General features: G+C 43.2%; 28 protein-coding genes and 3 pseudogenes. 22 read left to right on the top strand and 9 right to left on the bottom strand.

Going from position 1 to position 26,995, the window contains the following annotated elements; all coding sequences use genetic code 11:
- Both STRDD04_RS10665 and STRDD04_RS10660 read right to left on the bottom strand, forming a co-directional pair.
- Positions 1 to 302 (bottom strand): annotated as a pseudogene (locus tag STRDD04_RS10665) (transposase); the annotation flags it as partial.
- Positions 284 to 739: pseudogene (locus STRDD04_RS10660) on the bottom strand (FAD-dependent oxidoreductase); the annotation flags it as partial. The pseudogenes STRDD04_RS10660 and STRDD04_RS10665, both read right to left, overlap by 19 nt.
- A 79-nt stretch (positions 740 to 818) precedes the next feature.
- On the opposite strand from STRDD04_RS10660, the gene STRDD04_RS07760 reads away from it, so the two are divergent.
- From STRDD04_RS07760 to STRDD04_RS07740, 5 genes are all read left to right on the top strand, one after another.
- The gene (locus tag STRDD04_RS07760; protein ID WP_062201219.1) at positions 819 to 1,175 is read left to right on the top strand and encodes a DUF1304 domain-containing protein; all 357 of its coding nucleotides are present in this window, start codon (positions 819 to 821) and stop codon (positions 1,173 to 1,175) included.
- A gap of 113 nt (positions 1,176 to 1,288) precedes the next feature.
- The gene (locus tag STRDD04_RS07755; RefSeq protein WP_062201216.1) at positions 1,289 to 1,666 is read left to right on the top strand and encodes a BlaI/MecI/CopY family transcriptional regulator; all 378 of its coding nucleotides are present in this window, start codon (positions 1,289 to 1,291) and stop codon (positions 1,664 to 1,666) included.
- 15 nt (positions 1,667 to 1,681) lie between these two features.
- A complete protein-coding gene (locus STRDD04_RS07750) occupies positions 1,682 to 3,160 on the top strand; it encodes a M56 family metallopeptidase (RefSeq protein ID WP_062201213.1) in 1,479 nt (492 codons plus the stop codon).
- Positions 3,161 to 3,561: 401 nt separating this feature from the next.
- Complete coding sequence (locus STRDD04_RS07745; protein WP_062201210.1) at positions 3,562 to 4,293, top strand: polyphosphate polymerase domain-containing protein; 732 nt, start codon at positions 3,562 to 3,564, stop codon at positions 4,291 to 4,293.
- Positions 4,294 to 4,306: 13 nt separating this feature from the next.
- Complete coding sequence (locus STRDD04_RS07740) at positions 4,307 to 4,990, top strand: DUF4956 domain-containing protein (RefSeq protein ID WP_062201208.1); 684 nt, start codon at positions 4,307 to 4,309, stop codon at positions 4,988 to 4,990.
- Positions 4,991 to 5,384: 394 nt separating this feature from the next.
- Here STRDD04_RS07740 and STRDD04_RS07735 read toward each other — a convergent pair whose 3' ends face one another.
- The 4 genes from STRDD04_RS07735 to STRDD04_RS07720 all read right to left on the bottom strand — a co-directional run bounded on the left by STRDD04_RS07735 (position 5,385) and on the right by STRDD04_RS07720 (position 7,545).
- Entirely contained in the window at positions 5,385 to 5,684 is a 300-nt protein-coding gene (locus STRDD04_RS07735) for a DUF2871 family protein (protein ID WP_231853917.1), read from the bottom strand.
- A gap of 620 nt (positions 5,685 to 6,304) precedes the next feature.
- A complete protein-coding gene (locus tag STRDD04_RS11525) occupies positions 6,305 to 6,463 on the bottom strand; it encodes a hypothetical protein (protein ID WP_231853916.1) in 159 nt (52 codons plus the stop codon).
- A gap of 28 nt (positions 6,464 to 6,491) precedes the next feature.
- The gene (locus tag STRDD04_RS07725) at positions 6,492 to 6,920 is read right to left on the bottom strand and encodes a hypothetical protein (RefSeq protein WP_062201204.1); all 429 of its coding nucleotides are present in this window, start codon (positions 6,918 to 6,920) and stop codon (positions 6,492 to 6,494) included.
- A gap of 67 nt (positions 6,921 to 6,987) precedes the next feature.
- Positions 6,988 to 7,545 (bottom strand): TetR/AcrR family transcriptional regulator, encoded by a 558-nt coding sequence (locus STRDD04_RS07720; protein ID WP_037616618.1) that lies wholly within the window; start codon positions 7,543 to 7,545, stop codon positions 6,988 to 6,990.
- A gap of 298 nt (positions 7,546 to 7,843) precedes the next feature.
- On the opposite strand from STRDD04_RS07720, the gene STRDD04_RS07715 reads away from it, so the two are divergent.
- The 12 genes and pseudogenes from STRDD04_RS07715 to rpmH all read left to right on the top strand — a co-directional run bounded on the left by STRDD04_RS07715 (position 7,844) and on the right by rpmH (position 19,587).
- A complete protein-coding gene (locus STRDD04_RS07715; protein WP_062201201.1) occupies positions 7,844 to 9,511 on the top strand; it encodes a ribonuclease J in 1,668 nt (555 codons plus the stop codon).
- Between the two features lie 159 nt (positions 9,512 to 9,670).
- Complete coding sequence (locus STRDD04_RS07710; RefSeq protein WP_062201198.1) at positions 9,671 to 10,450, top strand: alpha/beta hydrolase; 780 nt, start codon at positions 9,671 to 9,673, stop codon at positions 10,448 to 10,450.
- A 111-nt stretch (positions 10,451 to 10,561) separates the two neighbouring features.
- On the top strand, positions 10,562 to 12,019 hold the full coding sequence (gltX, locus tag STRDD04_RS07705) for a glutamate--tRNA ligase (protein WP_062201195.1): 1,458 nt from the start codon (positions 10,562 to 10,564) through the stop codon (positions 12,017 to 12,019).
- Positions 12,020 to 12,116: 97 nt separating this feature from the next.
- Positions 12,117 to 12,692 carry a DUF6287 domain-containing protein gene (locus tag STRDD04_RS07700; protein ID WP_062201193.1) on the top strand — a complete coding sequence of 192 codons (576 nt, stop codon included), beginning with the start codon at positions 12,117 to 12,119 and terminating at the stop codon, positions 12,690 to 12,692.
- Positions 12,693 to 12,870: 178 nt separating this feature from the next.
- Positions 12,871 to 14,070 carry an argininosuccinate synthase gene (locus STRDD04_RS07695; RefSeq protein ID WP_062201190.1) on the top strand — a complete coding sequence of 400 codons (1,200 nt, stop codon included), beginning with the start codon at positions 12,871 to 12,873 and terminating at the stop codon, positions 14,068 to 14,070.
- Positions 14,071 to 14,084: 14 nt separating this feature from the next.
- The gene (gene argH, locus STRDD04_RS07690) at positions 14,085 to 15,467 is read left to right on the top strand and encodes an argininosuccinate lyase (protein WP_062201188.1); all 1,383 of its coding nucleotides are present in this window, start codon (positions 14,085 to 14,087) and stop codon (positions 15,465 to 15,467) included.
- Between the two features lie 226 nt (positions 15,468 to 15,693).
- The gene (rnpA, locus tag STRDD04_RS07685) at positions 15,694 to 16,053 is read left to right on the top strand and encodes a ribonuclease P protein component (RefSeq protein ID WP_062201186.1); all 360 of its coding nucleotides are present in this window, start codon (positions 15,694 to 15,696) and stop codon (positions 16,051 to 16,053) included.
- Positions 16,037 to 16,852 (top strand): membrane protein insertase YidC, encoded by an 816-nt coding sequence (locus STRDD04_RS07680; protein WP_062201183.1) that lies wholly within the window; start codon positions 16,037 to 16,039, stop codon positions 16,850 to 16,852. The genes rnpA and STRDD04_RS07680 overlap by 17 nt, the downstream gene beginning before the upstream one ends.
- An 18-nt stretch (positions 16,853 to 16,870) precedes the next feature.
- Positions 16,871 to 17,896, top strand: coding sequence for an RNA-binding cell elongation regulator Jag/EloR (gene jag, locus STRDD04_RS07675; RefSeq protein WP_062201181.1), 1,026 nt, complete (start codon positions 16,871 to 16,873; stop codon positions 17,894 to 17,896).
- A gap of 60 nt (positions 17,897 to 17,956) precedes the next feature.
- Complete coding sequence (locus STRDD04_RS07670; protein WP_062201178.1) at positions 17,957 to 18,679, top strand: hypothetical protein; 723 nt, start codon at positions 17,957 to 17,959, stop codon at positions 18,677 to 18,679.
- Positions 18,680 to 18,706: 27 nt separating this feature from the next.
- Positions 18,707 to 19,314: pseudogene (locus tag STRDD04_RS07665) on the top strand (HI_0552 family protein).
- 138 nt (positions 19,315 to 19,452) lie between these two features.
- A complete protein-coding gene (gene rpmH / locus STRDD04_RS07660; RefSeq protein WP_000831902.1) occupies positions 19,453 to 19,587 on the top strand; it encodes a 50S ribosomal protein L34 in 135 nt (44 codons plus the stop codon).
- Between the two features lie 220 nt (positions 19,588 to 19,807).
- Here the strand turns inward: rpmH and STRDD04_RS07655 are convergent, their stop codons facing one another.
- From STRDD04_RS07655 to STRDD04_RS07645, 3 genes are read right to left on the bottom strand one after another with little or no spacing between them, the layout of a single operon-like run.
- On the bottom strand, positions 19,808 to 21,220 hold the full coding sequence (locus tag STRDD04_RS07655; protein WP_062201175.1) for a DUF4153 domain-containing protein: 1,413 nt from the start codon (positions 21,218 to 21,220) through the stop codon (positions 19,808 to 19,810).
- Between the two features lie 2 nt (positions 21,221 to 21,222).
- Positions 21,223 to 21,441, bottom strand: coding sequence for a helix-turn-helix domain-containing protein (locus STRDD04_RS07650; RefSeq protein WP_002899126.1), 219 nt, complete (start codon positions 21,439 to 21,441; stop codon positions 21,223 to 21,225).
- Positions 21,442 to 21,449: 8 nt separating this feature from the next.
- A complete protein-coding gene (locus tag STRDD04_RS07645) occupies positions 21,450 to 21,926 on the bottom strand; it encodes a DUF2975 domain-containing protein (RefSeq protein WP_041826919.1) in 477 nt (158 codons plus the stop codon).
- Positions 21,927 to 22,178: 252 nt separating this feature from the next.
- Between STRDD04_RS07645 and STRDD04_RS07640 the strand changes: the two genes are divergently transcribed.
- The 5 genes from STRDD04_RS07640 to STRDD04_RS11175 all read left to right on the top strand — a co-directional run.
- Positions 22,179 to 23,216, top strand: coding sequence for an ArsR/SmtB family transcription factor (locus STRDD04_RS07640; RefSeq protein ID WP_062201172.1), 1,038 nt, complete (start codon positions 22,179 to 22,181; stop codon positions 23,214 to 23,216).
- A 134-nt stretch (positions 23,217 to 23,350) separates the two neighbouring features.
- The gene (locus STRDD04_RS07635; protein WP_062201169.1) at positions 23,351 to 24,583 is read left to right on the top strand and encodes an MFS transporter; all 1,233 of its coding nucleotides are present in this window, start codon (positions 23,351 to 23,353) and stop codon (positions 24,581 to 24,583) included.
- Between the two features lie 102 nt (positions 24,584 to 24,685).
- Positions 24,686 to 25,456, top strand: coding sequence for a TatD family hydrolase (locus STRDD04_RS07630; protein WP_062201166.1), 771 nt, complete (start codon positions 24,686 to 24,688; stop codon positions 25,454 to 25,456).
- The gene (gene rnmV / locus STRDD04_RS07625; RefSeq protein ID WP_062201163.1) at positions 25,422 to 26,012 is read left to right on the top strand and encodes a ribonuclease M5; all 591 of its coding nucleotides are present in this window, start codon (positions 25,422 to 25,424) and stop codon (positions 26,010 to 26,012) included. Before STRDD04_RS07630 ends, rnmV begins: the two co-directional genes overlap by 35 nt.
- A gap of 2 nt (positions 26,013 to 26,014) precedes the next feature.
- The coding region (locus tag STRDD04_RS11175; protein ID WP_062201160.1) for a V-type ATP synthase subunit I domain-containing protein at positions 26,015 to 26,995 on the top strand (981 nt) is incomplete at its 3' end.

Raw genomic sequence — 26,995 nt, 5'->3', positions numbered from 1 at the left:
GAGATGTTGCACAATGTGAAAGCGATCGAGGGCAATTTTAGCGCATGGAAAAAGTTGTCTAGCCAAGTCATAGTAGGGACTAAACATGTCCATGGTAATGACTTTAACTTGGTTTCGGACCTGTCTGGAATAGCGCAGAAAGTGATTGCGAATCGTTACTTGTGTCCGTCCGTCTAGGATAGCTAGGATCTTTCTGGAATCGAAATCTTGAGCAATAAAGCTCATCTCTATCTGCCGATTGAAACAGTCACTTCCCTGACTGTTTCCACATCCCAAGACATTTGTTCTGGAAGCCAGTTGAGTCATAGACATGCTCGGTTTCAGTCAGTCCTGGAATTGGCAGGACATTGGAAACTGCACCAGTATTGATGACAATAGTTTCAGCAGTCAGTTCCTCTTTTTCATCGCCAGCTGTGATTTCGATGACCTTATTTGAAAGGAAATGAGCTTCCGCATCCATGATGTCGACACCAGCGCCACTGATTGCTGCGTAGTTTTTCTCGTTGAGACGGCTGGTTACAGCGTTCTTTTCAGCCATGACTTAGTCGAAAGCTAGGCCTTTTTCAGCTGCGACAAGCAGAGTTTTGGTTGGGATGCAGGCGATATTGATACAGGTTCCTCCGTACATGACCTTGCTACACTCAATCAAAGCAACTTTTTTTCCTTGAGTCGCCATTTTGGCTGCCAATGTTTTACCGGCCTTACCAAAGCCGATGACAATTAAATCATAGGTTAACATAATTTACCTCTTTATTGGTACTAAATTCTAGCGCTATGTTATACTTCTTTTCGTCATAAATTTCTATAAGGAGAAGAAAATGTCTATTTTTACACTGATTTTGGCAAGTTTGGTTGCCTTGGAATTTTTCTATATTATGTACTTAGAGACTATCGCAACGACTTCAGCTACGACAGCACGGGCCTTTGGTATGTCTCAAGAGGAGTTGGAGCAGAAGTCGGTCAATACTCTTTTCAAAAACCAAGGAGTTTATAATGGTCTGCTGGGTATTTTGGTTTTAATTGCGGCCTTTGTGCAGCCTAATCCGGTTTGGCTGGGAATTTTTATGGTTTATATCATCTTAGTAGCAGCTTATGGTGCAGTTACCAGCGATCCGAAAATTCTGCTCAAGCAGGGTGGTTTGGCAATGTTGACTTTGCTGAGTTTATTTTTCTAAAAAGGAGCGGGAAATAGCGATTTCCCGCTCTTTTTTTTACATAATGATTGACTTTTTTGTTAGACATGTGTAGAATAAAGTTAGAAATAGCCTTTAGAAAGTATATAAAAACAATGAAAAGTTCAATGAAACGTTTGCCAGATGGTGAATTTGCTATCTTAAAGATTATTTGGCATTTGCCAAACCCAACGACTTCAGCCCAAATCATGGAAAAACTGGGAGAAGACAACCATTGGAAACCTCAAACTTTGTTGACGGTCTTAGCACGCTTGACGGAAAAGGGATTTTTAGAAAGCGTCCGCAAGGGGCGTGAAAGGCAGTACACAGCCTTGATTTCGGAGGAGGAATACCTAGAAGTGGAAACGTCAGACTTCCTGAAGCGCTACAGCGGTCATTCCATGGGTGGTTTTGTTAAGACACTTTTTTCATCTAATTCATTTTCAGAAAATGAACTAGATGAGTTGCGTAATCTCCTGAATCAGAAAGAGTAAGATGAGGTAATAGCCATGAAACAGCTCCTTTTGTCCTTCCTGCTGACCAGTCTTTCGACATCAATTTTGGTTCTTTTGCTAAGTCTTCTTTTTGCGGCTTTAAAGACCAAGATTTCGGTCAGGGTCAAATATTTTATCTGGTTTCTGGTCCTGCTGAGTTTTCTTGTCCCATTTCGTCCCCAATTGGGCTCAGGCTTGATTCGGCTGAATGCTGGACCGGCTGTTCAGACGGCAGTCACTGCTGTTGGGACAGATGGAGCACAAGGAAGTTCGCAAGTAGCTGAAAAAGCTGCCCAGTCAAATCTGTGGGAGGCTTTTTTAAGGCTACCGTGGTTTGAAATTCTCTTTGTTGTCTGGCTGGTCGGCTTTGCCTTTAGCTTAGGTAGGTATGTTTATTCCTATATTCGCTTCAGAAAGATGTTGCAGCGTTGGGGGACAGAAGTTCAAGACGAGGGAACGCTTGCTCAGTTGCCGATTGTTCAGCAGGAAATGGGGATTAACAGCAAGATTCGTCTGCTTCACTATCCTATGACTCAAAGTCCGATGTTACTTGGTTTCAGAGACATTTTGATTGTGTTGCCAGAACTGGACTATACAGAAGAAGAACTGCAGTTGATTTTCAAGCATGAGCTGACTCACTACAAGCACCGAGATATTTTGGTCAATCTCTTAGGGATTCTTGCTAGGAGCTTGCATTGGTTTAACCCAGTTGTTCGCTTTGCCTGTCGGGAGATGCAAGAAGTAGGAGAAATGTACTGTGACTATGATGTTCTAAGTAGCCGAGACACGGAGTATCGTACTTTTTATGGCGAAACGATTCTGACCATGATCGATCGTAGCAAAAAGAGCCCTATCGCCCTGACGACTTGCTTTTACTCCGACAAGTTTAATCTTAAGCGGCGGATTATTGGCATTATGGATAGTCGCCTGCCTAAAAAGTTTTTATCCACTGCCTTTATAGTGGCAGCTCCTTTCCTTTTGCTGCTGTCTAGCTCGGTCTTTGCTTTTGAAAGTCCAGATGTCCAAGTGCAGAAGAGCAAGCTGGTGACCAGTCAGAAGCAGTCTCAAGGGCTCAGCCAGAGTCAAGCTCTAACTGCGGCCCTAAAAGAACTGTCTCTTGCTGAAAAGGATGTTAAAGACCTGCAGGTTGTGCGTGAAAAAGATACTTATAAAATTCGTTTTTCTCACGAACAGACAGTTCATGAGATTATTATCAATGCTAAGGATGGGAAGCTTCTCCAGTCCAAGCAGCACACCACTATCGAAAAGACAGTGACAGTCGAGAAAGAAGTCAGTCCTTCCTCATCGGCTACTGGAGCCAATCCAGCCAACAATGAAACTCCAGTCACAGGACAGACGGGAACAGCCAGCTCTTATAGTACGGGCACTGGTGCCGGCGCGACAACAGTACAGCCCCCTGCCCAGAATACGGTTTCTCAGGATGATCCAGATACTGATGATGATCAAGACGATGACGATGATGACGATGATTAGATAAAAGAATTCTGCTGGTCTAAGTTTCTTAAAAACTTGGGCTAGTAGATTTTTTTATCTTCTCAGGTTCTTTGAAAAGTTGATGTTAGATCTCCTTAACGAACCTCAGCTGTTCGCACCAACAATCTTTCAGTCCGTTTTCTAACCAAAATTTGCTTTTCTTTAATTATTAGAGGAGACTCGTTCATTTTTTTAGAAAAATCACTCATTTTGCTCTTGACTTTTACGAACGACAAGTGTAGAATGTAACTATAAACTACATTTGTAGAAAGTCTTTTAAAAATAATGCTTGGAAAGGAGAAGACAGACAAAGCTTAGCCAGATGCTTATGAGATGTAGAGCGGAAGCTCTCTTTCTTTTAAAAGAATAAACTACATTTGTAGAATAAAAGGAGAATTTAAATGAAACAAAAGCAAATCCAAACAAACTTCCAACGTATCGAAACCAAGTATATTCTAGACCGAGCAACGCTTGCTCTGCTAGAGGCTGAGATGCAGGCTTACCTTATCCCAGACGATTATGCGACTTCGACAATTTCCAATGTATATTTTGATAATGATGATTTCCAGATGATTCAGGATTCGATTGACAAAAAAGGCGGGCGTGAAAAGTTGCGGATGCGGACTTATGTAGAAGAACCAACAGATAATAGTCAGGTATTTTTGGAAATCAAGAAAAAATGTGATGAAGTAGGTTTTAAATACCGTCTAGTTTCAAATCTAACCTCTGTTGTCAACTATATTGAGAACGGTCTAGCAGATCAGACTATTTCTGACGAACGTGTTAAGGCAGAAGTGGAAGAGCTACAGGAGCGCTATGTGGACTTGAAGCCAAAAATGGTAATTAGCTATGAGCGCTACTCGATGAAGGGCTTAGAAGATAAAAAAGTTCGTGTGACGGTCGATTCCAATATCCGTTATCGAGATTATGATGTAGATTTAACATCAGGTCGCTATGGCTTACCTTTGTTGGAAGAGGGTCAGGTGATTATGGAAATCAAAATTTCCGGTCAATATCCTCAGTGGTTGGCCGATATCTTAAACATGTACGGCATTGAGGAGCAGTCCTTCTCAAAGTATGGCAGAGCCTATCTAAAAATGAAGGAAAGAATGGCTCAAACGTTCAAGTCCTAAGGAGGGATAGCCTATGCTTGATCAGCTATTTAACAGTATTTATTCCTCGACCGAGGTCAAGATTAATCTCTTAGCTCTACTTTTTTCTCTGGCAATCAGCTTAGTTTTGGGAATCGTTTTGGCTAAGGTTTATAAGCACCAGACCATCTATACCAAAGAGTTTATCATCACTCTTTCCCTTTTGCCGACGATTGTTTCTATGATCATCTTTTTGGTTAATGGCAATCTGGGTACCAGTGTCGCCGTAGCGGGGACCTTCAGTCTGATTCGCTTCCGATCGGCAGCAGGAGGCTCCAAGGAGCTCTTGGCTATCTTTATGGCGACAGCGATTGGGATTACGACAGGCATGGGCTTTGTAACTCTGGGGATTGTCTTTACTCTCTTTATTTCCTTGGTTTGGTTGCTCTTTGAAAAGATGAGCTTTAGCTCTGTCAGTCAGACCAGACGCTATGTTCAGATTCAGATTCCGGCTGATTTCGACTATGAAGTTCTTTTTGAAGCTCTCTTTGAAACGGCCTGCAAGTCGGTTGAGTTGACCTCTATCCAGTCAGCTGCAAAGAAGACCATCAAGCTAGACTATGTCATTGATTTGGATCCTGAGGTAAGCGACAGGGAGTTTATTCAGCAATTCCTGCGCTATGATCAGATTCAGGATATTGCTTTTTCCAAAGCCGCTAAGAAACGCAAAACTCTCTAAACGAGAAAAGACCAGCTGTTATGTGACAGTTGGTCTTTTAACTTTAGGGAGTGAGTATAGGTTCAAATGTATGGGAGAGTTTTCAAGGTAGTGAAAAATTTTCATTTTTCTCTCTCGAACATGTTGGTTTATATTTTTAAAATAGTGCCAGAGCTAAATTGTTGCGATACTCATTCTCCATAACGACGGTGCTTATAATATGAAAGATTCTCAGAGCAGAAAAAAGCAGCCACTGTTGTGGTGACTGCTCAGTTAATCACAAATATTCGAAGCAATAGGTTGCAAGGATGACATTTCTAGGGAATAAGTTTCCCTAATGACATAAAGTGATGATGATTCTCGGTCTACCGCTTCGGTGAGAATGTCCGATAATCAGGAATAATATTAGAAGAATCTAGCGCATCTCTGACATACTGCGCTTGACTTGTAGCAACAAGAGCAGCAAACTGACTCCAAGCAGGATATGTCCAATCCCAGCGATGCCGGAGATTACCGCACTCATACTAGAGGAGAGAGCAACCCCTAATACTTGCGTCACACCCCGCACCACAAGCATCACAGCAGTTAGGTTCAGACCGATATGATAAGTCAGCAACAGACGCTTCGTCTTTGCTCCAGTAAAGGCAAAGTTCTTTTCTAGCAGGAGTAACAAAAGGAAGACGACCATGCCCAGCAGGAAGTAGTGTGTATGCACGACTCCGAGGGAAGTTTTGGCGGTAAAACACACCTCCCGCCATAGCAAGGATGGCATAGAGCATAGAGGCGTTCATGTATCGTTTCAAGTTCATTTTTCTTTACTCACATTCTTTTTTCATTGCAAAATATCCGATGAACACTGTCCAAACATAGGCACAGGTCTTGGGAATCATCAGCATCCCGACCAGAGGAAGAGTATCTGCCCATAGCACTACTGGGATATAAAAAGCAAAGCTGAGCACAATAGTCAGCCACATCCAGCGGAAGGCTTGATCCCTGTGTTCCTTTGCACTCTGATAGAAGAACACAATGATTAATAAACCCATTAGCGCAAAGGGGATGTTGCGATAGATGCCCAAAGTAAAGAGGGGGGTCGGAACTTAACCATTGATTCTGCGGCATCATGCAAAGCAGAATCCGTACACCAGCTAAAGCGTACACGACAGCAGTCAGACCATTTTGTTCCTTGACCTGATACCGCTGTCGCCATATGTCGCCATATATAGTAAAGCAGCACATAGAATATGGTCATGGTGAAGGAGGTAATCCACTTTCCAAGACCTAGAGGAACGGTAAACTGTCCAAGTCCAGTGGTGCATAGTGCCAGCGCACGGGGAATCAGATGGAAAGAATCACTACTCCCAGTACCACCGCCATCCATCCGAATAAACGGAATTGAGAATTTCTCTTGCTTTTACGAATCATCAGGATGCCAATGGTCATGACGGCTACCAGATAGACAGCGTCAAAAAGTGTTTCTACGATTGCTTGCATCAATTAATCGTCTCTTTTCTTAAATTATTCACTATCTTTCTTTGTCAGTTGCAAACATTGCTTTGCCAAAGTTAAAGCCAAACAAGAGCCCTGCCAGTAAAAGAGAAGCTCCCAGACCGGTATAGAAAAACGCGATAAACCGCTCTGGTGCAAAACCGCTTGACCGTAACCAGATACCGACGGTCATCATCATCGCCATGATAGCAAAGGATTTTCCGTCAAAGAATTTGAGAAAAAAGTGGCGTTCTTCTTGATAAGCACGAATCCTGCTCGTATGCTTTTTGACCAGTTTGCCGAAAATAAAGATTTGAAACACAGCGAAAACCAGTGCGGTCAGCAGATAATTTACTATTCCTCGATAGGCAGGATAGGCTAAAAGTCCAATGCGAAGGATGTTAAAACCTGCTGTGGTCCATACAAGACAGGCGATAAGTAGCAAGGTATTTCGTTTTACCTTCATAATCTGACTCCTTTCTGAACAACGTTCAATTTACTGGATAAAAATTTCCCACAATTCAGTAGGAATTTTAATAAAGCGTTCGGCGGATAATCTCCAGCACGGCTGAGGGGTCATAGTCTTGCCGCAGTAGAGCCGAAATCATTAGGGAAAACAAGACATCTGCAAATTTTTCGGCGGTAAAATCTTCCGTGAAAGCATCTGCCCGAATGTTGACATCTTGTTTCAAGACAGAGCACAAGCCAGCTAAAATATGCTGCCAAGTCTGCTGCATCCTCTGCTTGCCGTCAGCTTTGTCTTCCCGCATGAAACCGAGCGAATGCAGAGTGAAAAAGCCAGGATACTGTTTACAGCCGTAGGCCATTCGTTCGTAAATCCATGTCACACAGGCCTGAATATCCTGAAACACAGCAGCATCTTCGGGGCGGTGAAAAATCTCGCACCAGACGCTTTCCACCGTAGAACTGATTAAGTCTGTCTTAGAATCAAAATAATTGTAGATAGAGCCTACCGATACCTCGCAGGCAGCCGCGACCGAGCGAATGCTGACCGCAGACCAGCCCTGCTCTTGAATCAGCTCTCGGCTCGTTTTTAATATTTTCTCTTTTGACGTTACAACTGTATTCATTGGGTCACCTCAATATGAACGTTGTTCACTTTCATTGTACTGAAAAAAAGATTTACTGTCAAGTTTTGAAACTATCCATTGGGGTGGTGTTGTAAGTGACTAAATAAAGAGGGGCACGCACATGAGTGACTTATCCTTTCTTTGTTTTGAAAAAAGGCCGGGAAAATGCTATAATGAGTAAAATGTGCGAACTGTGTTTGCAAAACTGTAATTCGACTTGGTTTCCCAAGGACCGTTAGTAATAAACAATCATTTGTTCAGCTGAATGCTGACAGAATAAAAATTGATAGGAGTAAAGATGAGTAAGAGCAATATTAAACTGATTGCTTTAGGCGGTGTGCGTGAGAATGGGAAAAATCTCTACGTTGCCGAAGTGGATGATTCCATTTTTGTATTGGATGTGGGGTTAAAATACCCAGAAAATGAGCAGCTGGGAGTGGATCTTGTCATTCCCAACATGGATTATCTGTTTGAAAACAAGGACCGTATCGCAGGTGTTTTTCTGACCCATGGTCATGCGGATGCTATTGGAGCCCTGCCTTATCTTTTGGCAGATGCTAAAGTGCCTGTTTTCGGCTCAGAGCTGACGATTGAACTAGCAAAGCTTTTTGTCAAAAATAATGATGTCGTCAAAAAATTCAATGATTTTCATGTCATTGATGAAAATACAGAGATTGAGTTTGGTAAGGTTGTGGTCTCTTTCTTCCGGACGACCCACTCTATCCCAGAGAGTCTGGGGATTGTGATTAAGACAGCAGAAGGAGACATCGTCTACACAGGAGACTTCAAATTTGACCAATCTGCTAGTGAGTCCTATGCGACAGATTTTGGCCGTCTGGCTGAGATTGGCCGCGAGGGAGTTCTGGCTTTACTGAGCGATTCGGCCAATGCTGACAGTAAGATTCAGGTTGCTAGCGAAAGCGAGGTTGGGAGAGAGATTGAAGATACTATTGCTGACTGGGGCGGTCGGGTTATCGTGGCTGCGGTTGCCAGCAATCTATCTCGGATTCAGCAAGTTTTTAAAGCAGCGGCAGAAACAGGCCGGCGGGTTGTTTTGACTGGTTTTGATATTGAAAATATCGTCCGCACAGCTATTCGGCTCAAAAAACTGTCCCTAGTTGACGAGCGTCTCTTGATCAAGCCCAAAGAAATGTCCAAGTTTGAAGACCATGAGCTGATTATCTTGGAGACAGGCCGGATGGGTGAGCCCATCAACGGGCTGCGCAAGATGTCCATTGGCCGTCACCGTTATGTAGAAATCAAAGATGGGGATTTGGTTTATATTGTTACAACGCCATCTATTGCCAAGGAAGCAGTCGTAGCACGTGTGGAAAACATGATTTACCAAGCTGGCGGAGTGGTCAAGTTAATTACTCAAAACTTGCGTGTATCTGGTCATGCCAATGCGCGTGACTTGCAGCTCATGATCAATTTGCTGCAACCCAAGTACCTGTTTCCAATTCAGGGCGAATATCGAGGTCTGGACGCTCATGCCAAGGCTGCCATGGAAGTTGGAATTTTGCCAGAAAACATCTTGATTCCTAAACGTGGTAGCATTATGGCATACGAAAAGGGTGACTTTGTACCAGCTGGAGCAGTGCCAGCGGGTGATGTCATGATTGATGGAAATGCCATCGGCGATGTGGGCAATATCGTCCTGCGTGACCGCAAGGTTCTGTCTGAAGACGGCATCTTCATCGTGGCACTTACAGTCAATCGCAAGGAGAAGAAAATCATTTCCAAAGCCAAGGTCCACACTCGAGGATTTGTCTATGTCAAGAAGAGCCGAGATATCTTGCGGGAGAGTACTGACCTGATCAACAAGACAGTGGAAGAGTATCTGTCTCAGGATGGCTTTGACTGGGGCGAACTCAAGGGAGCGGTTCGTGATAGTTTGGCTAAGTTCCTCTTTGAGCAAACCAAACGTCGTCCAGCTATTTTACCGGTCGTTATGGAAGTTCGCTAGAGTCACTCGAGGAGCAACTTTCCCAGTATTTTGCAGAGAGAAAGTCGAATATCGGCTTTTTCTTATCTTTTGGCGGTCGCAGAACAGGCTTTGCTTTCAGAGTGTGGCTGGCTGTGCTGCCTAGTCAAGAACAGAAGTTTTTACAAGAGGAGAAAAAAGATGGCAGTGATGCAGATAGAATATTATTCAGAAGCTTTGGAGATGGAGTGGGGAGTCAATGTTCTCTATCCAGATGCGTCGCGCGTGGACAAGCCCGATGATAAGGATATTCCTGTTTTGTATCTGCTTCATGGTATGAACGGTAATCACAATAGCTGGCTCAAGCGCTCGAATATTGAACGTCTGGTTCGCTCGACTAACCTGATTGTTGTCATGCCGAATACCAGCAATGGCTGGTACACCGATACTCAATACGGTTTTAACTATTACGAGGCTATCGCTGAAGAGCTGCCACGGGTGCTAAAGCGCTTTTTCCCCAATATGTCTGACAAGCGGGAGAAGAATTTTATCGCTGGTCTTTCCATGGGCGGATACGGAGCCTTTAAGCTGGCTCTCAAGTCTAACCGTTTTTCATACGCGGCTAGTCTTTCTGGGGCTTTGAGTTTTCTTGATAGTCATCCAGATAATGCTGAAATGGCAACACCAGCCTATTGGCGAGGAGTTTTTGGAGACTTTAAAGACTGGACCAGCAGCCCCTATTCGCTGGAAAGTATAGCCAAGCAATCTGATAAAAAGACTAAGCTTTGGGCATGGTGTGGCGAAGAAGATTTTCTCTACAAGGCAAATCAGGAGGCTGTGAAAAATCTTCAAGACTTAGGCTTGGAGATTACTTACAGCCACAGTCCTGGCAATCATGAATGGTACTACTGGGAAAAGCAGATGGAGCAGGTTTTAGCTTGGCTACCAATTGACTTTGTCCTGGAAGAAAGACTGTCTTAAAAAATCATGCGATTCAGCGGATTCTGGGTCGAGAATGTGATATAATAATAACGTTTGAATACGAAAGCAGGGGCAAGATATTCCTGCTATTCCCAAATAGGAGATCGAAAATTGACAAAAGATATTCGAGTGCGTTATGCACCAAGTCCAACGGGACTTTTACACATCGGAAATGCGCGGACCGCGCTCTTTAACTACCTCTATGCTCGTCATCATGGTGGAACTTTTATCATCCGTATCGAAGATACAGACCGTAAACGTCATGTCGAAGACGGTGAGCGTTCACAGCTTGAAAACCTCCGTTGGTTGGGGATGGACTGGGATGAAAGCCCAGAAACACATGAAAACTATCGCCAATCAGAGCGTTTGGAATTGTATCAAAAATACATTGACCAATTGCTAGCAGAAGGAAAAGCCTACAAATCTTACGTTACAGAAGAAGAATTGGCTGCCGAGCGCGAACGCCAAGAAGCAGCAGGTGAAACACCGCGCTACATCAATGAATACCTTGGCATGAGCGAAGAGGAAAAAGCAGCTTACATCGCAGAACGCGAAGCAGCAGGCATCATTCCAACGGTTCGTCTGGCTGTCAATGAAGCTGGTATCTACAAGTGGCAGGACATGGTCAAGGGCGAAATTGAGTTTGAAGGTGGCAATATCGGTGGCGACTGGGTTATCCAAAAGAAAGACGGCTATCCGACTTACAACTTTGCCGTTGTAATCGATGACCACGATATGCAAATCTCTCACGTTATCCGTGGGGATGACCACATTGCCAATACACCTAAGCAGCTCATGGTTTATGAAGCACTTGGTTGGGAAGCACCAGAGTTTGGTCACATGACCCTGATTATCAACTCTGAAACTGGTAAAAAGTTGTCAAAACGCGATACCAATACCCTCCAGTTCATCGAGGATTACCGCAAGAAAGGCTACCTACCAGAAGCAGTCTTTAACTTTATCGCTCTTCTCGGTTGGAATCCTGGTGGCGAGCATGAAATCTTCTCTCGTCAAGAATTGATTGAGCTCTTTGATGAAAACCGCCTCAGCAAGTCTCCAGCGGCCTTTGACCAGAAAAAGATGGACTGGATGAGCAATGAATACATCAAGAATGCTGATTTTGAGACAATCTTTGCCATGGCAAAACCGTTCTTGGAAGAAGCAGGACGCTTGACAGATAAGGCTGAGAAATTGGTAGAGCTCTACAAACCACAAATGAAGTCAGTTGATGAAATTGTTCCATTGACGGATCTTTTCTTCTCAGATTTCCCAGAGTTGACAGACGCAGAGCGCGAGGTCATGGCCGGTGAAACGGTACCGACTGTGCTGACAGCCTTCAAAGCAAAACTGGAAGCTATGACAGACGATGAATTTGTGACAGAAAATATCTTCCCACAAATCAAAGCAGTCCAAAAAGAAACAGGTATCAAGGGCAAAAACCTCTTCATGCCAATTCGTATCGCTGTTTCAGGTGAAATGCATGGTCCAGAGTTGCCAGATACCATTTACCTATTAGGCCGCGAAAAATCTATCCAGCATATCGACAATATGTTGAAAAAAATTCAATAAGATAAACCAGCTTTCGAGCTGGTTTTTGCTTTCAAAATTTTCACTTTTATGTCACAATTAGATTAAAAGTATATCAAAATATGTTGAGGAGGCAAAAATGAAAAAATGGACGCTTATCTTGGCCGGAGCACTGACGGCTTCACTCGTGCTGGTAGCCTGCAGTCAAAAGAAAGACCAGCCGACTTCGCCTTCTAGCAGTTCCAAAGTTAGCTCGACTAGCTCAGCTTCTTCCAAAAAGTCTGAAAAAAGTGCAGGCTCGACAGCCAACTCTGGGGAGGTGGGAAGTCAGGAAGGTTCGGTTTCCAGCACCCAAGAGCCTGCGGTCACTTCCAGTTTGGATATGCAGGCGATAGCTTCTGGGGATTTTTCTAGCATGATTGGTACTTGGCAAGATGCCAATGGTGTTAGCTATACATTTGATGAACGAGGTATCGTGTCAGATGTCGCAAAGCTAGAGACAGATTACGCTAAACTTGATGAAAATGGCCTTTACCTAGTAGGGATTCGCTGGAATAATTTTACAGGTGCTGCTTTTCTCATCATTCCTGCAGGAAAGAGCTTACCTGCAGATAAGACGGCCGATGGAACGGATCCGACTGATACCAGCCAAGATCGCTTCATCATTGCCCAAAGTATCTCTGAGCATCCAGACGTTTTTTATCGTGTGAAATAAGGAGTCTTAACAGACTCTTTTTTTCTATTTCTAAGTTCAGTATATAATATAGTAATTTTGAATAAAAATTTAAATTTTAATTATATTTGGATAAATATTAAATTTCCTCTTGACATAAGTATTTTCATACAGTAGAATGTATAAAAATAAAAACTAAGTAGAAGGAAGAGGTAGTCACATGGTAAAGGAAAAAGTCATTTTAGCCTATTCGGGTGGTTTGGATACTTCAGTTGCTATTACTTGGCTGAGTAAAGATTACGATGTTATTGCGGTCTGTATGGACGTAGGAGAAGGAAATGACCTAGATTTCATCCACGACAAGGCTTTGAAAGTCGGAGCCATTGAATCCCATGTCATTGATGTCAAGGATGAATTTGCAGAAGACTATGTCTTGGTAGCCTTACAGGGGCACACCTTCTACGAGCAAAAATATCCGCTGGTTTCTGCTCTGAGTCGACCATTGATTTCCAAGAAATTGGTAGAAATTGCCCACAAAAGTGGAGCGACGACCATTGCCCACGGCTGTACCGGAAAAGGAAACGATCAGGTCCGTTTTGAAGTCGCCATAGCGTCCTTGGATCCCAATCTCAAGGTCATTGCTCCGGTTCGGGAGTGGAAATGGTCTCGGGAAGAAGAAATTAATTATGCTAAGGCAAATGGTGTACCGATTCCGGCGGATCTGGACAGTCCTTACTCAGTCGATCAAAATCTATGGGGTCGGGCTAATGAATGTGGTGTTCTAGAAAATCCGTGGAACACACCACCAGAAGATGCCTATGATCTGACGGTAGCACCAGAAGATGCACCAGACAAGCCAGAATTTGTGGAAATCGACTTCAAGGCTGGTATGCCGATTGCTTTGAATGGTCAGACCATGAAGTTGGCTGATTTGATTTTGGAGCTCAATGATTTGGCTGGGAAGCACGGAGTTGGTCGGATTGACCATGTGGAAAATCGTTTGGTTGGGATTAAATCGCGTGAGGTTTACGAATGTCCAGGCGCTGTGACTTTGCTTGCAGCCCACAAGGAAATTGAAGATTTGACTTTGGTACGGGAACTGGCTCATTTCAAGCCCATCATCGAAAACGAGTTGTCTAATCTGATTTATAATGGTCTTTGGTTTAATCCAGCGACAGAAGCTTTAATTGCCTATCTCAAGTCAACCCAGCAAGTGGTCAACGGAACGGCCAAGATCAAGCTTTATAAGGGTTCGGCTACGGTTGTTGCCCGTAAGTCAGATAATTCTCTCTATGATGAAAATCTAGCCACTTATACCAGCGCAGATACCTTTGATCAGGATGCAGCTGTTGGCTTTATCAAACTTTGGGGCCTACCGTCCAAGGTTCATGCGGAAGTCCAGGCTCATGCTGAAGAATAGGAAGCGAGGCAGCTATGGCAAATCATAAACTATGGGGCGGTCGCTTTGAAGGCTCTTTAGAAGCTTGGGTCGAAGAATTTGGCGCTAGCATTGGATTCGACTATCGCTTGGCTCCTTACGATCTGCGAGGGAGTTTGGCTCACGTTCAGATGCTGGGTGAAACGGGGGTTATTGCTCCAGAGGAGGCTAAGGCCATCCAGAAAGGTCTAGAAGAGCTCTTGGCTGATTATGAAGCTGGCTTGATTGAGTTTGATGTGACCAATGAAGACATTCACATGAACATGGAAGCTCTGCTGACCGAGAAAATTGGTCCAGTAGCTGGTAAGCTCCATACGGCTCGTTCACGGAATGATCAAGTGGCAACGGATATGCACCTCTATCTCAAGGACCAGCTCCAGCAGATTGGGGACAAACTCCTTCATCTGCGGCAGGTTATACTGGACTTGGCAGAAGAGCATGTCGAGACAGTTATGCCGGGTTATACTCACCTCCAGCATGCTCAGCCCATCAGCTTTGCCCATCACCTTCTGGCCTACTATCAGATGTTTAGCCGGGACAGTGAGCGATTCACTTTCAACCTCAAACACGCTGATCTATCTCCTTTGGGAGCAGCGGCCCTGGCTGGGACCACTTTTCCGATTGACCGGGAGCGAACAGCTGAGCTCATGGGATTTGCAGACATCTACCATAATTCCCTAGATGCGGTTAGTGACCGAGACTTCATCTTAGAATTTCTGGCAAATAGCAGCATTCTTATCATGCATCTGTCTCGTCTCTGCGAGGAGCTGATTAACTGGTGTAGCTATGAATACGGATTTGTCAGTCTATCAGACACCTTTAGCACAGGCTCTTCCATCATGCCGCAAAAGAAAAATCCGGATATGGCAGAGCTGATTCGGGGCAAGAGCGGCCGAGTTTATGGTCACTTAATCAGTCTTTTGACAGTCATGAAATCCCTGCCCTTAGCTTATAATAAGGACCTGCAGGAAGACAAGGAAGGTATGTTTGATACAGTAGATACCATCCAGAAGTCTCTGGATATCATGGCGGGCATGCTGTCCAGCATGACGATCAATAAAGAGCGCATGCTGTCCTCAACCCAGCAGGACTTCTCCAATGCGACTGAGCTAGCTGACTATCTAGCCAAAAAAGGCCTACCTTTCCGAGAAGCCCATGAAATTGTCGGGAAATTAGTGTTGGAATGCAGCAAGGCGGGTTATTATCTGCAGGATATCTCCTTGGAGCGTTATCAGCAAGTGTCACCTCTAATTGAGCAGGATATCTACCAGACCTTGCAGTCTCAGACGGCCGTACAGCGCCGCAATTCTCTGGGAGGTACTGGCTTTGCCCAGATTCGTAAGGAATTGGTCAGAGCCAAAAACGAACTCAAATCATAAAACAAACAGGAAATGAGGAAGCTCGTTTCCTGCTTTTTGAACCTGTGGCTATCGTACTGTTTTTGTTATGTCTGCACTTAAATTTGATTAGAATATTATAAATTTCACAGCTTTTTTGCTTAGGAATTTCCCGAGCAATAGCAGTGTTCTCGAAATAGCCGACCCTTATTGGCATTTTGGGAAAATATGGTATAATAGAGTTAATTTTGGTGGATGGAGTTGAGTTTTGAGAAAAAACTATCGCGTCAAGAGCAAAAAAGATTTCAATGCGATTTTTAAAGACGGGCAGAATTTTGCCAATCGAAAGTTTGTCGTTTATAAATTAGAAAAAGATCAGAAGCATTTTCGAGTGGGGATTTCCGTCAGTAAAAAACTGGGGAATGCTGTTGTCCGCAATAGCATCAAAAGAAAAATTCGGCATGTTTTGATCAAGTATCGGGGGGACTTGGCTAAAGCTGATTTTGTCGTCATTGCCCGCAAGGGAGTTGAAACTCTGGACTACCACCAAGTAGAACAAAATTTATTGCATGTCTTGAAGATTGCAAAAATTTATCAGGAAGGATTTGTTTGTGAAAAAGAACAGTAAAATAGGAATTCTTTTAGTGGCCTCGTTGCTCATTCTCACGGCCTGCGGGACCAGTGAAGTAACAGCCAATTCAAGCGATTTTTGGGAAAAATTAGTTTATTTCTTTGCAGAAACGATTCGTTTCTTGTCTTTTAATGGAAGCACAGGAATCGGTATTATACTCTTCACTTTAATTATTCGGACAGTCTTGCTGCCAGTCTTCCAGTTTCAGACGACGTCTTCAAGGAAGATGCAGGAAGTTCAGCCTCATATCAAGAAGCTTCAGGAGAAATATCCAAGCAAGGATATGGAAAGTAGGGCAGCTTTAGCGGAGGAGACGAACAAGCTTTATAAAGAAATGGGTGTAAATCCTTATGCTTCTTTTATTCCGCTATTTATCCAAATGCCGGTGCTGTTGGCGCTTTTCCAGGCCCTTACACGGGTTGAATTTTTGAAAACAGGGCATTTCCTGTGGCTCAATCTGGGAGCGACGGATCCGACTTTTATCCTGCCGATCTTAGCTGCTCTCTTTACTTTCTTCAGTACTTGGCTGTCCAATAAGGCATTGCCAGAAAAAAATGGCGGGATGACAGCTATGATGTATGCTATGCCAGTGTTGATTTTCTTCTTTGCGGTTTATGCAGCCAGCGGGGTCGCCCTTTATTGGACGGTGTCCAATGCTTATCAGGTTGTTCAGACCTTGCTTTTAAGCAATCCGTTTAAGATTATTGCTGAACGTAAAGCGAAGGAAAAGGCAGAACGCCAGATGGAAATGAAGAAGAGACGTGCTCTGAAAAAAGCACAGAAAAAGAAAAAGTAAGAAGGAGGACTCTTGCAGATGGTTATATTTACAGGAGAAAGTGTTGAAGAAGCAATTCAAAATGGACTAAAAACGCTGGACATTCCCCGAATGAGAGCACATATTACAGTTGTTTCGCGTGAAAAAAAAGGTTTTCTCGGTTTATTTGGCAAAAAGCCAGCACAGGTAGATGTGGAGCCGATTGCGGAAACGACGGTGGTCAAGGCTAACCAAAAGGCAGTAAAAGGCGTTCCTGAGGAAATTAATGCTCAAAATGAGCCAGTACAAAGCGTTAGTGAAGCAACGGTTGACTTGGGACGTGTGGTTGCAGCCATCAAAAAAGTTGAAGAAGAGGGCGAGCTGGTTTCAGATGAAGTCAAAGCTCAAATCTTGAAAAATGATAAACAGGCCAACACCATTTTAGAAGAAACAGGTACGATTGATCTTTTAAAAACCAGCCAAGCCATCAATGAGACGGCAAACCAGAAAGAAACAGATAAGGTTGTTTCGTTTGAAAAAGCAGTCCCTCGTCAAGAGACACCTGTCTCAGATGCGCCGGCAGAATCATCTTTCTTTGATTTGGGAATCCAGGTTGAGGAAAATTATGATATTGAAGAAGTCGTAGCCAATGTGACAGAATATGTTCAAAGGATTGTCGATGAGATGGATGTCGAGGCGACCCTTTCTAGTAACTACAATCGCCGGACAATCAATATGCAGATTGATACCAATGAACCAGGGCGCGTGATTGGTTACCACGGCAAAGTCTTGAAAGCCCTCCAGCTTTTGGCTCAAAACTATCTTTACAATCAATATTCCAAGAGTTTTTACATCTCTATCAATGTGAATGACTATGTGGAACATCGGGCGGAAGTTTTACAAAGCTATGCGCAAAAATTGGCTCAGCGGGCTCTGGAAGACCGTCGCAGTCAGCATACAGATCCTATGTCCAATAATGAGCGCAAAATTATCCACCGAATTATCTCAAGAATTGATGGTGTGACCAGCTATTCAGAAGGTGACGAGCCTAACCGCTATGTTGTGGTGGATATTGATTCAGAATAAATCTTAACCAGCTGAAAGGCTGGTTTTGTACTATATCTGTAAAGGACAGGAGAATGATTTATGAAAAAACAAGCTATTCTTGTGGTGCTTACTTTCCTTATGCTCGTTGGCTGTGGCCAAGAAAATATGAACAATCAGTCGGATTTTTCTTCATCAACTACAGAAAAGATAAGGACATCAGGGAAGGGTGAAAAGACTTCAGAAGGTAAAGAAATATCATCTAAGCCTTCTGAAGCATCTGCAGAATCATCAAGAGAGTCCCGTTCAGGCATGACTGATATGTTTAAGCAGAACGAACTCTTATATGCTTCGACCCTTGAAAAATTAAAGTCTGATCAGTCTAAAGGACATGCTCAGGTGTATACATTTTATGATATTGATGATAATAGGACAGCGGAATTGCTGACAGGGCATCTGTCTACGACGAGTGGTTATTATTTAGCAGCTATTTATTACTTGAATCAAGGAGTTTCGACTTATTTGGCGCAATCGAGGGTTGCTTCGGCAGGTGGAAGCAGGGAAAGTGCTAGGATATATGCAGATGGGACAGTATTCTACGCACATTGGCATTCACTGCACTCTGAGGCTAACGGTTATCTCTATAAATTGAAGAGTGATAATACAGGCTTTGATATAGAAAAAGAAGGAGAATTTCAGGTAGCTGGGGTAAAGCCTGATGATGAACGCAGTGCGAACTCTATTTTTGGCTTAGGCTCAAAAACTCCCTTAGATCTGACTTCGTTGACTTGGAAGGAGATTTCCTCCTATTCCTCAAATCCATAAAGAGAAGAATACCCAGAAGGGGATGATATATCACTTTTTCCAGCTATTGAAGTTTTGCCGGCTGAGCAAGGCAGAAAGTATATTTTGCCAGACAAGGCAGGAGACCTGCGAGAGACGATGGTAGATTTGAAAGCCAGAGGGCAGGCGGCTCGTCAGGAGTTTGCGGATTTGGTTTGGGATTTTCAGGTTCTCTATCCCAAGCTGAGTCTGGAGAGGATCAGTGATTTGATGAAACAGGCTCAGATTTAACGACCGCATTTTTGGAACTATCTGAAGGATCATGGTGACGTGGCCGAGCCTGTGTTTGTTCTGGGGCTGTATGGGAAGTCTGCAGATTTCGGTGTTTCCTTGGAGGTCAGCTTTATCGATCTAAAAAAGAATGATCAGAGTCTAGCTAAGTAAAACCGAGTTTTGGCTGTTCCAATCAAGATGCCGACCTATTATTTTGCCCAGATAGAGGGTGTGAGTCAGCATTTCGAAGGAACAGAGAAAAATCGCCAGCTCGGTTCGTAAAGTTTTGGTTAAAGAGGGATGTCAATCTGTCTCAGGCTCCAACCAAGCAGCAGGTTTTGTCCGAGCACCAGCAGGTTATGACTAGCTTGGTTCCCTTCTATGAAGTGACTCGATTTGAATGATTGCGTTTTCAAAACAAACATTTATCCTAATGCTATTGACAAACGGAATAGAATCAGATAGAATAGTAAGGTATGTTTAGTAACTGATCACAACTAGCCGGCTAAACGAATACAAGAATCTAAGAGGAGGTATTCATCGTGAAACGTACTTATCAACCAAGTAAAATCCGTCGTGCGCGTAAACATGGTTTCCGCAACCGTATGTCAACTAAAAACGGTCGTCGTGTATTGGCAGCTCGCCGTCGTAAAGGACGCAAAGTTTTGGCTGCATAATCCAAACGATTTATCAAGAAACCAGCGGAGACTCGAGACCGCTGGTTTTTCTATGTCTCTTAGGGAATCCCGTCTGCAAGACACAGATGGGGTGAGACTGAGGAGGAAGTGACGTTAGTGCTGCACGGCGACGCTTGAGAATGAAATTTCAACCAAAAAAAACCAGAAAGAAAATCATATTCTTTCTGGTTTTTTGAATGTATTCAAGAACCATTGCTTATCATCCCGCTGGTAAAAGCATTGGATAAAGATAGCAGAGCAAGGTAAAGCTAATCAGGGCGTAAAAGATACCGATACGAATAGCTTGGATAGGTTTATAGAAACGAATCAGAGTTAGTAGGCACCAGACTAAGAGCACTAGGATGAACCAAGCTGAAATCAGACGCAGTGGCGTTGGTCCGTAGAGGTAGATGTAGATGCCAAATAATTTCCAACCAGCAAGCAAGGCCAGTAAGCCTGCAAAGATAAAGAGAATAGTAGCTGCTAGTCGAGTTCCTTTCTGATCCCAGAGCGGTATTTTAGCAATCAGATAGAAGACGCCTAGAACTGCAAAATTGAGAATGGATACCCGAACCAACTGCCAGAACCCAGCTACGGCGACAGTCGAAGCATTCTGCGGAGAAATAGCTTGAGCTACTGTTCCACCGCTCAGCAACTGACCAAGCTCACTCAGACCGGTCAGGAAGAAGAGCGCATAGGTCAGGCAGAGGCTACCGATGATAATGTAGGCTGCGAAAGCAGGAGCGACTCGCAAGGGGCGAATGCTCGCTTGCAATTTTTTGTAGGTCAATTTAGTGTCTTTTTTACCTAACAGACTGCCAGCTATGAGGCCATACAAGTAAAGACTGATGGGGACAGCTAGGCAGGCTTGGAAGAGAATCACGCTGCTATCAATACTTGAAAAGAGTGAGTCAAGTAGATTCTCGATAAAATCAGCGGTATTGCTGAAGAAAGAGGCAAAGCTATCTGAAACCTGACGCAGCTGGGACCAGACAAAGTAGACCAAGATTCCTGCGACAAAGAAACTGCTGGCTATAATAGCAAGCTGCTGGAGTCTCTTTGAAAACAGACCATCAGAACTGTCGGAAGTGTCAGACTGATTGCCTTGTATAAAGACTAAAATAGCAGCAATGAAATTTTTAAAGGGTAGGATGCAGAAAGCTTGAATGGTGTCAAACCAGACCAGGATACCCAAACGCCCCTGACTTAACCAACCTGTGCGGGATAGGATATAAAAGGCGAATGAGATATGGATGGCTAGAAATTGAAAAAATTCTAGCTGGCGATGAAGTCCCCAGATACTTAAAGCTAGGGCCTGAGCTAGCGTCATAATAAGAAAGATTCGAGCCTCTAACCCGCTGTCAAGATTTTTTATCTGCAAGGATGGATAGTCTAATTTTTTGATAAGAGCTTCACTCAATAGTACGAAGCCAATGGTGACAGGAAAAAAGGCTAGGGTTTGATCATTAATGAAGACAGCAGAATAAAAGTAGGTTAAAAGATAAAGAAGCGGATAGCTGATTTTAAAGAATCGTAGTTGTTTGTCCTCTAAGCCTGTGAAGATGGTCTGTCGTTCCTCATCTGTAGGCAAATAAGGCTGGGTATTCATCTGTTCTTGCACTGGATATTCCATAATTATTTCTCCTCCTCATCATCAGGGATATACTCTAAAATATCGCCAGGCTGGCAGTCTAATTCACGGCAGAGAGCGTTGAGTGTTGAAAAACGGACAGCCTTGGCTCGATTGTTTTTTAAAATGGATAGATTGGCTGGTGTTAGATCAATCAACTCTGCCAAACGGCCAGCACTGATACGCTTTTGAGCCATGACAAGGTCTAAATTTATCTGAATCATAGTCCCTCCTAAATCGTGTAGTCTACTTCTTCTTGCAGCTCAATTGCCTTGCCAAAAGCATTGCGGATAACCCGAATAATCAAGGTTAAAATGCAGCAAGAAACGGCTACGAGGAGCATGGGCATATAGACTGTCAAGCCCATAAAGAAAGAAATGAGGGCGACCATTCCGACTTCCCAGCCCAGATAGCGCATATACTGTACATTCTGTCTGATAAAGACCTGATTTTTCCCGATGCGGCTGAGGAGCCGGTAGAGATGTACGATACAGGTCAGAGCCAGGCAGCCCAAGACATAGCCTAGGAGCAACAATATCCAATAGCGACTTTCTCCCTGAAAGAAAGGAGAGGGAAATTCGATGACTAGGCTGACTACCCAAGGTCCGATGGCTATCAGGACAATGGAAGCAATAAATAAAATGCTGAGGCTGATTTTTGTAAGCACAATGCTTATATCTTCAGCTGTTTTTTGTCTTGTCTTTGACATGGATTCCTCCAAATAATTTCTATTTTTATTTACTATATCACAAAATATATCGATAATCAATAACAAAATATCGAAAAATAATAAAAAATTATCAAAAAACAGTAAAATTATTTTTGATAAGCGCTGAAAAAATAACAAATACCCGCTGGAATAGATGGAGAGAAAGTAAAGCTCTTGCCCCTTTAACTGACTTTTTTGGTATAATGAAAGGCAGGAATAGTCTGGCTTCGCTGGTCGGAGGTCGAGAGAATAATGCAAGAAAGGAAAGAGTCCGTGGGTCTAAAAAATCTTCATTACCGTAGTAAAATATATGAATTTCTCATGGTGCCAGCTATCGTTTCAAGGGAAGATAAGTATATGTGGAAGGATTTGCGACAGGATCAAAAGGAGCTACTGCTTGATGTGCAGCCCTATTATGATCAGCTTTATCAGGCTTTACTCCCTCTGAAAACCGAGCTTATTGCGGTCGGTTTATTTGAAGAAGCTACGGTAGGGCTGGCACCGCTCCTTTATCTCTACTTACTGGAAAAAGGAGAAGATCCAAGCAATTTAGAGGAATTATTGGAGTGTTTGAGAGCTTTAGACACAGATCAAATCCTCTATTGTCTAGAACTCAAGCTTTCTGTTGGAAAGGTTGCCAACAGAAGTCAGGAAGATTTGTTGGCTTTTCTAGAGGCTAGTGACAAGTCTCCGGAGAATAAATGGTACTGGTATCAAGCCATTCAGCATCCAGAGCGGCTGCGGAATCGGCTAGTTTCCTTACTGGAAGAAGTCTTCAAACTTTATCAGCCGATTTATGAACAGTTTGAGCAGGAAGTCTTGGTTTTTGAAAAAGACTTTAGCCTAGCTGATATGTTTGATGATGAAGCGCTGAAAGCTAAGTTGCTTGCAAATGAAACATATGTCTTTGTCCTGTCGCCCATGTTTATAGACTTCTTTTTTGAAAAAATTCCTGATTTTAGCTCTTATTTCTTGGTTGTTTCGACGAGAAGTTCTCAGTTGTCACAGACAGAATCGGAGCTTGATGACGAAACGCTCGCTCTGACCTTAAAAACTCTTGGAGATGAAACCCGCTATAAAGTCTTGATTGAGCTGATTCAGCCACATGCTAAGAATAAAGATATTGCGAAAAAGCTAGGCCTCACAAGAGCCTCCATCTCCTTCCATACGCAGAAGCTGCTAAACTCTGGCTTGCTGGAGTTGGTAATGGATGATGGTTCTGTGAAATACACGGTCAATAAAAAATTGATTCAAAAAATTATAGAGAAGTTCAAGCAGGACTTGAAATAGCTGAAGAAAACCTAGATTTACTCTAGGTTTTTGTTTTTTGTAAAGTGATTATTTAACCAAGAGTTGACGATCGTTTGATAAAATGCTATTATTTTTGTTAAATATAAATCTAACAAAAATAAAGGGGCTGCTTTATGAATATTTTTCTAAAAAACAGAAATTTCCGCCAGTTGCTCATCAATCAATGGATTTCAGGTTTTGGCGACATTGTATTTTATTTAGCTTTGATGAACTATGTTTCTGCCTATTCCTTTGCCCCGCTTGCGATTTTCATCATTTCGGCTTCTGAAACTTTGCCTCAGTTCATTCAAGTTTTTACTGGAGTTGTGGCAGATTTTCAAAAGAACCGCACCCAGAAATACCTGTTTATACAGTTCAGCAAGATCGTACTATACAGTTTGGTGACGCTTTTGCTGTTTGGACGAGACTTCTCTTTCTTGATTCTGCTTATGATTTGCTTGATAAATTTTCTGTCGGATAGTCTGAGTTATTTTTCAGGTTCCATGCTGACACCTGTCTATATCAAGGTGATTGAGCAGGATATGACATCTGCTATGGGCTTTCGGCAGGCTAGTATGAGTCTGGTTCATATCTTGGGCAATCTAGCTGGCGGTTTTCTTATTACTTGGATGAGCATCGGAGCTTTGGCTGGCCTAAATACTTTGACTTTTGTACTGGCCTACTTGGGCTTTAGACAGATTAGTAAGAATCTGCATGACTTAGAGCCGACCCTCAGCAATGACAGGGAGTTAACTAAAGCAAATTATTGGAAACACCTATTGGCTTCTCTGAAAGTCTTGCTGGGATTGAAAGATGTTGTGAGACTACTCTTGATTTCATCTTTAGGCCAAGTTATTCTAAATATCCTGATGCCAGTAGCGACTCTGCTATTGCTCAAAAAACCTTTTGGAAATCTGCAGGTCGGTCAGTCTCTTGCCTTACTGATTGTTTTCAGTTCTGCGGGATTGATTTTGGGGAACATTTTGAGTGGCAGTTTACTTAAAAAACTGTCGACCAAGCTTGCTATGTATGCTAGCCAATTGTTTGAAGGCTTTATTCTTTGCGGTTTTTTCTTGCAGGATTTTTTACTTGTCTTGATAGCGACCTTTGCTTGTGCCGTTGCGGTAGGTTTGCTGAGTCCTAGATTGCAGAAATCTGTCTTCAGCCTGATACCAGAAGAGTCCATGGGAGCCATCCAGTCAGCTATTAACCTATTTAGCATGGCTGTTCCAGGTATTTTATCCATGCTCTTGATAGCCCTTGCTAGTAGTATGGGGATTTCCTACATTCTCCTTCCACTTGTATTAATGCTGTTATTGTCTTTCTGGCTCATTATTCCGATGGGAGATTTGGATACGGATAGTTGATGAATAACAATTTCCTCGTTTTTCTGGTTTGGATAGAGTGGCTTCTGCATTTTTAGGTCATTTTTGGTATAATGAAAGGCAGGAAATACAAGGAAGTAAAGCATGAAAATTTTTGACACACACACCCATTTAAACGTGGAAGAATTTGCCGGTAGAGAAGAAGAGGAGCTCCAGCTAGCTGCAGAAATGGGCGTCAGCAATATAAATGTTGTCGGTTTTGACCGGCCGACCATTGAGCGCGCCTTGGAGCTAGCAGACAGCTATGAGCAGCTTTATGCGACGATTGGCTGGCATCCGACCGAGGCGGGGACTTATGATGAGGCGGTGGAAGCCTATCTGCTGGGTAAGCTTGATCATCCAAAAGTGGTGGCTCTGGGCGAGATTGGTTTGGATTATCACTGGATGACAGCGCCAAAGGAAGTGCAAGAGCGAGTATTTCGCCGCCAAATCCAGTTGTCGAAAGAGTTAGACCTGCCCTTTGTCGTCCACACGCGCGACGCTTTAGAAGATACCTACGAGATTATCAAAAGTGAAGGTGTAGGCCCTCGGGGTGGTATTATGCACTCTTATTCTGGTTCTTTGGAAATGGCAGAGCGCTTTATCGAGCTAGGGATGATGATTTCCTTTTCTGGAGTCGTCACTTTTAAAAAAGCGATGGATATTCAGGAGGCTGCGCAGAACCTGCCTTTGGACAAAATCCTCGTCGAGACAGATGCACCCTATCTGGCACCTGTTCCCAAACGCGGCCGAGAAAACAAAACAGCCTATACTCGCTATGTTGTAGAGAAAATTGCTGAACTGCGTGGGCTAACTGTCGAAAAAGTAGCGCAAGCGACTTATGCCAATGCAAAGAAGGTGTTTGGGCTTGACTGAAAAGATAAAAATCCCGCAAGTAGTCGTTGTGGAAGGGCGTGATGACACAGCCAATCTCAAGCGCTATTTTGATGTTGAGACCTATGAAACTAGAGGTTCTGCTATCAGCGATGCGGATATTGAACGGATTCGTCGCTTGCAGGACTTACATGGTGTCATTGTCTTTACAGACCCTGATTTCAATGGCGAGCGGATTCGGCGTTTGATCATGACGGAAATTCCCGCTGTCCAACATGCCTTTCTCAAGCGTGACGAAGCAGCTCCCAAGTCTAAGAGCAAAGGGCGCTCATTAGGCATTGAGCACGCGAGTTTTGAAGACTTAAAGACAGCCCTCGCTGGGGTAACCAGCCATTTTGAGTCAAACAGTGGTTTTGATGTGACAAAGAATGACCTTGTGCGACTGGGACTGCTCCTAGGAAGTGACAGCCATCAACGCCGTGAGTACCTGGGCGAACAGCTCCGCATCGGCTATTCTAACGGCAAACAGATGCTCAAGCGATTAGAACTGTTTGGAGTAACTTTGGCGGAAGTGGAAAAGGTGATGGATAGGTATTAGAAATGGACAAAAAAGAATTTAATTTAGAGCAAAATTTAAAAGAATTAAAGGAACTAATCTCTTTATCTGCCCAACAAACAGATGAAGTATCTTGGAAAGCTATAGCAGAGAAGGCGGAATCTGTTTATGAAAAATACTCTGGCTTAGAAGAGCTTGCTCTAGCGTATGCTATGATTTTGTTTAATTTATCAATCGAACAGCCTGAGCTGAATGAACTCGAGACTAGTGTTGAGAAATTACAGACCTTGCACGAACATTTTCCAGATTCAGCTGATATAGCATTACGGTATGCTATAGTTTTAGTCAAATTATCAGCTAAGCAAACAGAAATAGCGGAACAGGAGGTTACTGTAGAGAAGCTGAAAAGCCTACAGGAACGCTACCCAGATTCTGAAGATATTGCTTTATATTATGCTATGGTTTTGTTCAATTTATCAACCAAGCAGCCTGAGCTGAATGAACTCGAGACTAGTGTTGAGAAATTACAGACCTTGCACGAACATTTTCCAGATTCAGCTGATATTGCTTTACGTTATGCTAAGATTTTGGTCAAATTATCAGCTAAGCAAACAGAAATAGCGGAACTGGAGGTTACTGTAGAGAAGCTGAAAAGCCTACAGGAACGCTACCCAGATTCTGAAGATATTGCTTTACGTTATGCTAAGGTTTTGTTCAATTTATCAACCCAGCAGACTGAGCTGAATGAACTCGAGACTAGTGTTGAGAAATTACAGACCTTGCACGAACATTTTCCAGATTCAGCTGATATAGCATTACGGTATGCTATAGTTTTAGTCAAATTATCAGCTAAGCAAACAGAAATAGCGGAACTGGAGGTTACTGTAGAGAAGCTGCAAACCCTACAGGAACGCTACCCAGATTCTAAAGATATTGCTTTACGTTATGCTAAGGTTTTGTTCAATTTATCAACCCAGCAGCCTGAGCTGAATGAACTCGAGACTAGTGTTGAGAAATTACAGACC

It is taken from the genome of Streptococcus sp. DD04 (assembly GCF_001578725.1).
Lineage (GTDB): Bacteria > Bacillota > Bacilli > Lactobacillales > Streptococcaceae > Streptococcus > Streptococcus sinensis.
Note: the sequence above shows the minus strand (reverse complement) of the source record. Positions and strands in the feature narration are given on the sequence as shown.